The organism is Aestuariicoccus sp. MJ-SS9 (genome assembly GCF_032586235.1).
Taxonomy (GTDB): domain Bacteria; phylum Pseudomonadota; class Alphaproteobacteria; order Rhodobacterales; family Rhodobacteraceae; genus Aestuariicoccus.
This window is the reverse complement of record NZ_JAWHTD010000086.1, coordinates 1-6,794: the sequence shown is the minus strand read 5'-3', so window position 1 is coordinate 6,794 and position 6,794 is coordinate 1. Positions and strand designations below refer to the sequence as shown.

Genomic DNA, 6,794 nt, shown 5'->3' with positions numbered 1-6,794 from the left:
TGGCGCGAACTTGGCGCGGTATAAGGGAAGTCCTACTGTCCTTGTGGAGACGGGTTCGAATCCGTCTGGCAGCACCCCTGTAGAAGAGGCCGTTGAGGCACCAAAGCGGACGTCGCCGCGCCGTCCCGTCGTCTCGAATGGCTTCTGAACGCTGTTTTGCTGACATCTGACAGAAAGTCTCAGATGTCTCGGAAAAGCCCAAACTTTTCAAACAAACCGAGCCACGTCTTGGGTTTCATCAATAGGACCCAATAATACGCTTGCGGAAGTTTTGGAACAGACGTACCGTCTGACAGCGGTGCTTCCCCGAGAATTCTATAAGTTTGAAGCACGGCACTTATCTCTAGGAAAGTCGCAAGATTTACGTGACGCGCAGCGCCAGTAGGACCGTGGTCTGTTGGCGTGCGGCTTCCTGTAATTTCCACGTGTGGATTCTCCGATGAAAAGATATTTTGCTGCTTTATCTGCAGCTTGCCTGCTATTCCCTCTCTCGGGATTAGCCGGCGAGGTGAACGTCATGCCCTCGATCCATTACGACTATATCGCGACAAAGCTGATTATGGGCGGTTACAAGGATGTGCGCGTCATGGACTCCGCGTCGGGCAAGATGTCGGCCTACGATCCAGAAGGGAGCGAGGTCATCATTCAGGTCGAAGAACTCTCCCGTACAGTCTTGTCGACGACCAAAGTTCACCGGGCCGACGAATGATCACAGGGCTGCGCGCAGCTATCGGAAACGTCGCTAAACCCTACTTCAATTCTTGAAAGCTCCAGTTCAGCCGCAAGCTGATGCTTGAGGCTTGCACGAGCAGGGAAACCAAAAACCCATGTGCAAGATAACTGTCCGGGACAGTTTCTGGACTGTCATTCTGTACGTATGATGGAGATCATTATGACCGCTAAATCAATCGCTTTGCTTTCGAGCCTCTCGCTTCTCGTAACCGCCGCTGCCCACGCTGCTGACACTTGGCCAGTCCAAAGCAGATATACAAAGGACGTGACAGCCTCGCTCACGCTTGAGGGCTACACGTCGATACAAACCGTAAACGGTAACGAATTGTTGCTGAGTGCGTATGATGGCACCGGCAAAAGGGTTCTGCTGACTATGCATCCTGACAACGGGACCATCGAAGCCACGGACTTCTTTAACGCGCTGTCTCGATGATACCATGACATTCTGGCGCGTCCTTTAGTTTGGACGCGTCGTTTAGCTTTACGATGTATATTGAGCGGGTGCGGCAGCACTGTTGTGCTCCCTTGGGCGCCAAGACCGCCTTCATCGAGCCGGGATCGCCTTTGGAGAATGGCTATGTCGAGAGCTTCAACGCTCGGTTCCGGGATGAACTACTGAACCGCGAGATCTTCTACTCGCTCAGAGAAGCTCAGATCATCATTGAAGGCTGGAGAAAGCACTACAACACGAAGCGGCCACATAGCGTTCTTGGCTACCGACCACCGGCGCCAGAAACAATCGTCCAAATGGACCAAAGGCCGACCATGCACTAACAATCAAACCGGATCACCCAATGGGGGCTCTCCACTGGGGCTGAGTGCCATCCACGTGAACCGCGTTCTGCGTCACCTTCGCGAGAGTGGACTGGTGACCTTTCGGGACGGTCGCGTGTCCTTTGAAGATCATGCCGGGTTGGTGGAGCTGGCTGAGTTTGATGCAGCCTATTTGGATCAGACCGGGCCGCTCTTGAAATAAGAAGGGCCGCCGGCCATTGATCGGCAAGCGGCCCCGGTGTTCAGGTCAGACGCTGGTTGTCACGCAAGCGCATGCTTCACCGCCGGAGCCGGGTCGAAAGCAAGATGAACTGCATCAAGCTGCTTGGTCAGTCACTGATGGCTCGAGACTTCGACCGCCAGGTCGCGGAGCTGCAAGTCCGCATCGCCGTGCTGAATGGCTACACCGCGCTTGGCATACCCGTCACAGTGGCCGTAGGATAAGTCGGTCCGGGGAAAGGGGAACTCCGCTCAGAACCTGATTTATGCAACAAGGCCGATTAGAGGAATGAGCAGGGAACTCCATAGGGATTGCCGCACCGCTACCGGAAAGCGCAAACAGCTACGCCCATCTTCAAGTCCGAAGCCGAGTTCGCCGGCCTTGGGCGTCCTGTCTCAACGCTTTTCGCGAGGGATCATCCCATGACAGATATTGCCGCGCCCACTCGGACCTTTCGCGTTCCGTCCTATGCCCTGATCGGCTTTTTCGCGCTGACCTTCGCCATCACGTGGGGCATCGTCGCGGTCTACATTGTTGCACCTGATTGGGCCTCCGCCAGTTTCGGAGAGATCAGCGGGTCGCATCCCTTCTTCTTCCTTGCGACTTGGGCACCTGCGATTTCCGCTTTTGCGTTGGTGCTCTTTTTCGGCGGCATAGGCGGTCTCAAATCCTTTCTGTCGCGCCTCACCCTGTGGCGGGTCTCGTCCTTCTGGGTTTTCTTCATCCTGATCGGCATTCCTATTGTTTTTGTGCTTGGGTCGCTGCTGAAGGGTGGTCCTGTCCTCACGCCGATGTCGCCCGAAGGTCCGGGCGCTATAGTGTCAATCCTGTTCATGATGCTCTTTCTCGGGCCAATCGAGGAATTCGGCTGGCGCGGGGTCGCGCAACCTATCCTGCAACGCCATCTGGCACCGCTCTGGGCTGGGGCCGTGATTGGATCGGTCTGGGGGATCTGGCATCTGCCTGCGTTCTTCCTGTCGGGTACGGTTTTTGCGGCCTGGAATTTCCTGCCGTTCTTCATCGGCAACGTCACCCTCGCGATCCTGGTCACCCCGATCTTCAATTCGGCGCGAGGCAGTCTGCTTTGGCCGATGCTGTTCCACTGGCAACTCATCAATCCGTTCTGGCCGGACGCGCAGCCCTATGACACGTGGATCCTGGTGGCCGTCACCGTCGCTGTCGTTTGGTGGAATCGAGATACGATGCTGCACCGCGAGGGCGCTTTGACGGAGGTAATTCCGGACGATGGTGGGCGCACACAATGAAACACGTGCTCACCATCGTGGCGCTTTTCCTAATGAACCTGGGATTGGCCACCAGCCCCGCCTTGTCGGACGACACCGAGATAAATGCCGCTCTGCGTTCGCTTCTGGGATCCTTTCGCGAGACTTACGGATTTCCGGGGGCGACCGTCGCCTACACGCTGAAGGACGGCACGACCGGGGCGGTCGCAGTAGGCCTTGCGGATGTAGAGGCGGATATTCCAATGACGACGGAAAGCCGGATGCTAGCGGCCAGCATCGGGAAAACGATCTGGGGTGCGCTGGTTCTCTCACTGGAGAGCGAGGGCGTGTTGGCTCGGGCCGACCTCGTATCCGGATATCTCGGCCAACTGCCCTGGTTTGGCCGCGTGCCGAATGCGCAAGACATGACCATTGGCCATCTGCTGACGCATACCTCCGGCGTGCCGGATCACGTTCATTTGGACGGCGTCGCTGGGGCGCTGATCGACATGGGGCAGACCGCGCCGTTCGCGCCAGAGGCCGCAATTGCGTTCATCCTCGATGAGCCGCCCTTGTTCGAGGCCGGGACGGCATGGGCCTACACTGATAGCGGTTACCTGCTGCTGGGGCTGGTGATCGAGGCTGCGACCGGCAGGGACGTCTTCGAACTCGTGCAGGAGCGCTTTCTGACCCCACTCGGGCTTTTCCAGACCATTCCCTCCGACGGGCCGATGATTGAGGGGCTGGCCGTAGGCTATACGGTCGCGCCCAACTCGTTTGGGCTTCCATCCCGCACGTCGGATGAAACCGGTGCGCTCTTGTGGAACCCGGCGGTCGAATGGACGGGTGGCGGGTTCGTCTCCACGTCATCCGACCTTGCCAGATGGGGGCACGCGCTGTTCACGGGCGTGGCTATGGATGAACCCTATATGGACCGTCTTCTCGATGCCGTTCCGGTCCACCCGGACGCACCGGGCATCCGCTATGGCAGTGGCGTGGCGCTCTATACCGAGACGCTGCACGGGCCCGTCTACGGACATGGCGGATGGATTCCCGGCTACGTGTCAAGCCTCAGGCACTACGCGGATCACGACCTGACGATCGCCTTCCAGATTAACACGGAAGTGGGCGTGGCGGATGACAGCTCTGACCTCGTCCCCGCCTTGGAGTCCGCCCTTGCCGATCTGTTGATCGACGCGGTGAGCGCGCAGTGAGGGAGGGAAGCCGATGAAAAAGATCATGATCTTGAGTTTCTCCGTCCTCTGAAGTGTTCTGGGCGCTTACCGACGTCGCGCCCTACGGAATGGGCAGCCGTGGCGGACGGGGCGCCACGGCTGGGGGCGGAACGCTATATCTCTGCGCCCAGAAGGCCCGCGAAAAGGTTCTGGCCATTGCGGCGCGCATGCTCAACGTGAACGATCCGGAGGCGCTGCGTCTTTCTGCGGGCCGCGTAAAGCGTCGATTGGCTGGAAAGTGGGAGGACACGGGAACCGATCTCGCCGAGATCGCCCGGCGCGCCTATCTGGATCCAACCACCCTTCCGCCGGATATGACGCCGGGGCTGGATTTCTCGCTCACCTACGATCCGCCACCGATGACCTATTCGAACGCGACCCATGCCTGCGAGATCGAGGTCGAAGCGACGACCGGTAAGGTGACGATCTGCCGCTATGTCGTGGCGGAGGATTGCGGGACCGTATTGAACCCGATCATCGTCGCAGGGCAGCAGCAAGGGGCAGTCGCGATGGGGCTGAGCGGCGCGCTTTTCGAATCCGTGCATTACGATCCCGACGGTCAGAACCTGTCCGCCACTTTTGCGGACTATCTGATCGCAACGGCCTGCGAATTGCCGGAAATCGACCTTGTCCCGATGCACACGCCAAGCGCCCGGACGCCGGGCGGGATGAAGGGCATGGCCGAGGGCGGGGTTATGGGTGCGATCGGGGCCCTTGCAAATGCCGTATCCGATGCGCTTTCCCCGTTTGCCGTGCGGGTCGAGGCCTTGCCGATGACCCCGATGGCGCTTCGCGAACGGATCCGAGGCGCGCGCCCCGATTCGTGATGAGCCGACCAGAGACGACTTCCATGCCGGTTCCTTTTTCCAGGCGCATGCGGACTTTTTCATAGTGTCCGTCGGCCCTGTCACACAAATCCCTTAAGAGCAGTGTCAGAAGAACTTGGCTTGCCGCGGGGAACACCTAGCGATGCACCGGCGGTTAAACTGGAACACCCGATGGGTGCTTGTAGGGTCAGGATTCATAACCAGTAGATGACGGTTGCGGCGAGAGCGATGGCCGACAGGAAGACTTTTGGACAACGGTCATAGCGGGTCGCAACGCGCCTCCAGTCCTTGAGCCTGCCGAACATGATTTCAATGCGGTTGCGGCGTTTGTATCGGCGTTTGTCGTATTTGACAGTCGCCTTGCGCTGCTTTCGACCCGGGATACAGGCGCGTATCCCCTTGTCTTTCAACGCGTCTCGGAACCAGTCTGCATCGTAGCCTCGGTCCCCGAGCAGCCAATCGACTTTTGGGAGACTGCTGAGCAACGCCCGCGCGCCGATGTAGTCGCTGACCTGACCGGCGGTGACGAACAGGTCGAGCGGGCGTCCCTGGCTGTCGCAGATGGCATGCAATTTGGTGTTCATGCCGCCTTTGGTTCGACCAATCAGACGACCACGCCCCCCTTTTTGGCGGCCATGCTGGTCGCAGTTCGATGTACCTTCAGGTAGGTCGCGTCGATCATCACGGTCTTCTGTTCGCCGTGCTCGGCGGCCAGACCAACCATTATCCGCGCGAAGATGCCCTTCTCGCTCCAGCGCTTCCAACGGCTGTAAAGCGTTTTGTGTGGGCCATAGGCGGCAGGCGCATCGCGCCACCTTAACCCATTGCGGTTGATGAAGATAATCCCGCTCAAAACCCGCCGGTCGTCGACCCTGGGCTTGCCGTGCGACTTCGGAAAGTAGGGTTTCAGACGCGCCATCTGCGCGTCGGTCAGCCAGAAAAGATCGCTCATGTCACCGCTCCGTTTTCGGAGCCGTGAATCACGCAGCGCTCGGGAAATCAATGCGTCCTGACCCTAGTCACCCGGAACCAAATTTGCCATCATTGATTTGAGGCAATTCGGGGAGGCGTTGATGCGGGGCCGGGCATCGGTAGTGATTGAGCTCAGCGATGATGAGCGCGCTTTTCTGGAAGCCCAGTTGCGCCGGCACAAGGCGGCGCGGTCGCTGTCGGACAGGTGCCGGATCGTTCTGAGATGTGCTGAGGGACTGACCAGCAAGGAGATCGCCGCCGAGCTCGGCCATTCCGAACACACGGTCGGCAAGTGGCGGCGGCGGTTTGCCGAGCATCGCGTTGAAGGCCTCTCGGACGAGTACCGCGCAGGCCGCCCGCGCACCGTGTCCGATGAGCAAGTGGCCGACGTCATCAAGCGCACGCTGGAGACGACACCGAGGGATGCGACCCATTGGTCGATCCGCTCGATGGCGGCGGAGACGGGGCTGTCGCATACGACCGTTCGGCGCATCTGGAACGCCTTCGGCTTGCAGCCGCATCGCGCCGAGACCTTCAAGCTGTCCACCGATCCACTGTTCGTGGACAAGGTGCAGGACGTGGTCGGTCTCTACATGTCGCCACCGAACCGGGCTATCGTTTTGTGCATAGACGAAAAATCTCAGATCCAGGCGCTCGACCGCGAGCAGCCCGTTCTGCCCATGGCGCCTGGTGTCCCCGAACGGCGCACCCACACCTATACACGCAATGGCACTGGCGTCTCGATGTCGTCCAATGCCTGGCACACCGGATCCCGCTATAATGCACTCCATATCTCAAAGAGGGTCGTTCC

7 protein-coding genes and 3 pseudogenes are annotated in these 6,794 nt (G+C 59.3%); 9 read left to right on the top strand and 1 reads right to left on the bottom strand.

All coding sequences use genetic code 11. The annotated features are described in order from the left end of the window. Positions 1–439 precede the first annotated feature (439 nt). From RXV88_RS22875 to RXV88_RS22840, 8 genes and pseudogenes are all read left to right on the top strand, one after another. Positions 440–709 carry a hypothetical protein gene (locus tag RXV88_RS22875; RefSeq protein ID WP_316296000.1) on the top strand — a complete coding sequence of 90 codons (270 nt, stop codon included), beginning with the start codon at positions 440–442 and terminating at the stop codon, positions 707–709. 168 nt (positions 710–877) lie between these two features. Beyond that, entirely contained in the window at positions 878–1,165 is a 288-nt protein-coding gene (locus tag RXV88_RS22870; RefSeq protein WP_316295998.1) for a hypothetical protein, read from the top strand. Between the two features lie 92 nt (positions 1,166–1,257). Next, a pseudogene (locus RXV88_RS22865) lies at positions 1,258–1,506 on the top strand (integrase core domain-containing protein); the annotation flags it as partial. Between the two features lie 34 nt (positions 1,507–1,540). Next, positions 1,541–1,708: pseudogene (locus RXV88_RS22860) on the top strand (Crp/Fnr family transcriptional regulator); the annotation flags it as partial. Between the two features lie 74 nt (positions 1,709–1,782). Then, positions 1,783–1,950 (top strand): annotated as a pseudogene (locus tag RXV88_RS22855) (IS5/IS1182 family transposase); the annotation flags it as partial. 198 nt (positions 1,951–2,148) lie between these two features. Further along, the gene (locus RXV88_RS22850) at positions 2,149–2,991 is read left to right on the top strand and encodes a type II CAAX endopeptidase family protein (protein WP_316295997.1); all 843 of its coding nucleotides are present in this window, start codon (positions 2,149–2,151) and stop codon (positions 2,989–2,991) included. Then, positions 2,988–4,163 carry a serine hydrolase domain-containing protein gene (locus RXV88_RS22845; protein WP_316295996.1) on the top strand — a complete coding sequence of 392 codons (1,176 nt, stop codon included), beginning with the start codon at positions 2,988–2,990 and terminating at the stop codon, positions 4,161–4,163. Before RXV88_RS22850 ends, RXV88_RS22845 begins: the two co-directional genes overlap by 4 nt. Before the next feature lie 53 nt (positions 4,164–4,216). Continuing rightward, on the top strand, positions 4,217–5,011 hold the full coding sequence (locus RXV88_RS22840) for a xanthine dehydrogenase family protein molybdopterin-binding subunit (RefSeq protein WP_316295995.1): 795 nt from the start codon (positions 4,217–4,219) through the stop codon (positions 5,009–5,011). Positions 5,012–5,205: 194 nt separating this feature from the next. Here the strand turns inward: RXV88_RS22840 and RXV88_RS22835 are convergent. Then, positions 5,206–5,963, bottom strand: a protein-coding gene (locus RXV88_RS22835) for an IS5 family transposase (RefSeq protein WP_316295993.1) whose coding sequence is annotated in 2 segments (ribosomal slippage) — positions 5,206–5,639 and positions 5,639–5,963 — 759 coding nt in all. Because the reading frame shifts where the segments join, the coding sequence is not laid out codon by codon here. A 121-nt stretch (positions 5,964–6,084) separates the two neighbouring features. Between RXV88_RS22835 and RXV88_RS22830 the strand changes: the two genes are divergently transcribed. Next, a partial coding sequence (locus RXV88_RS22830) for an IS630 family transposase (RefSeq protein WP_316295991.1) occupies positions 6,085–6,794 on the top strand: 710 nt, incomplete at its 3' end.

Excerpts from the sequence above, each read along its gene's own strand:
- RXV88_RS22850 (WP_316295997.1), top strand. The coding sequence starts at position 2,149 with ATGACAGATATTGCCGCGCCCACTCGGACCTTTCGCGTTCCGTCCTAT.
- RXV88_RS22870 (WP_316295998.1), top strand. The coding sequence starts at position 878 with ATGATGGAGATCATTATGACCGCTAAATCAATCGCTTTGCTTTCGAGC.
- RXV88_RS22875 (WP_316296000.1), top strand. The coding sequence starts at position 440 with ATGAAAAGATATTTTGCTGCTTTATCTGCAGCTTGCCTGCTATTCCCT.
- RXV88_RS22845 (WP_316295996.1), top strand. The coding sequence starts at position 2,988 with ATGAAACACGTGCTCACCATCGTGGCGCTTTTCCTAATGAACCTGGGA.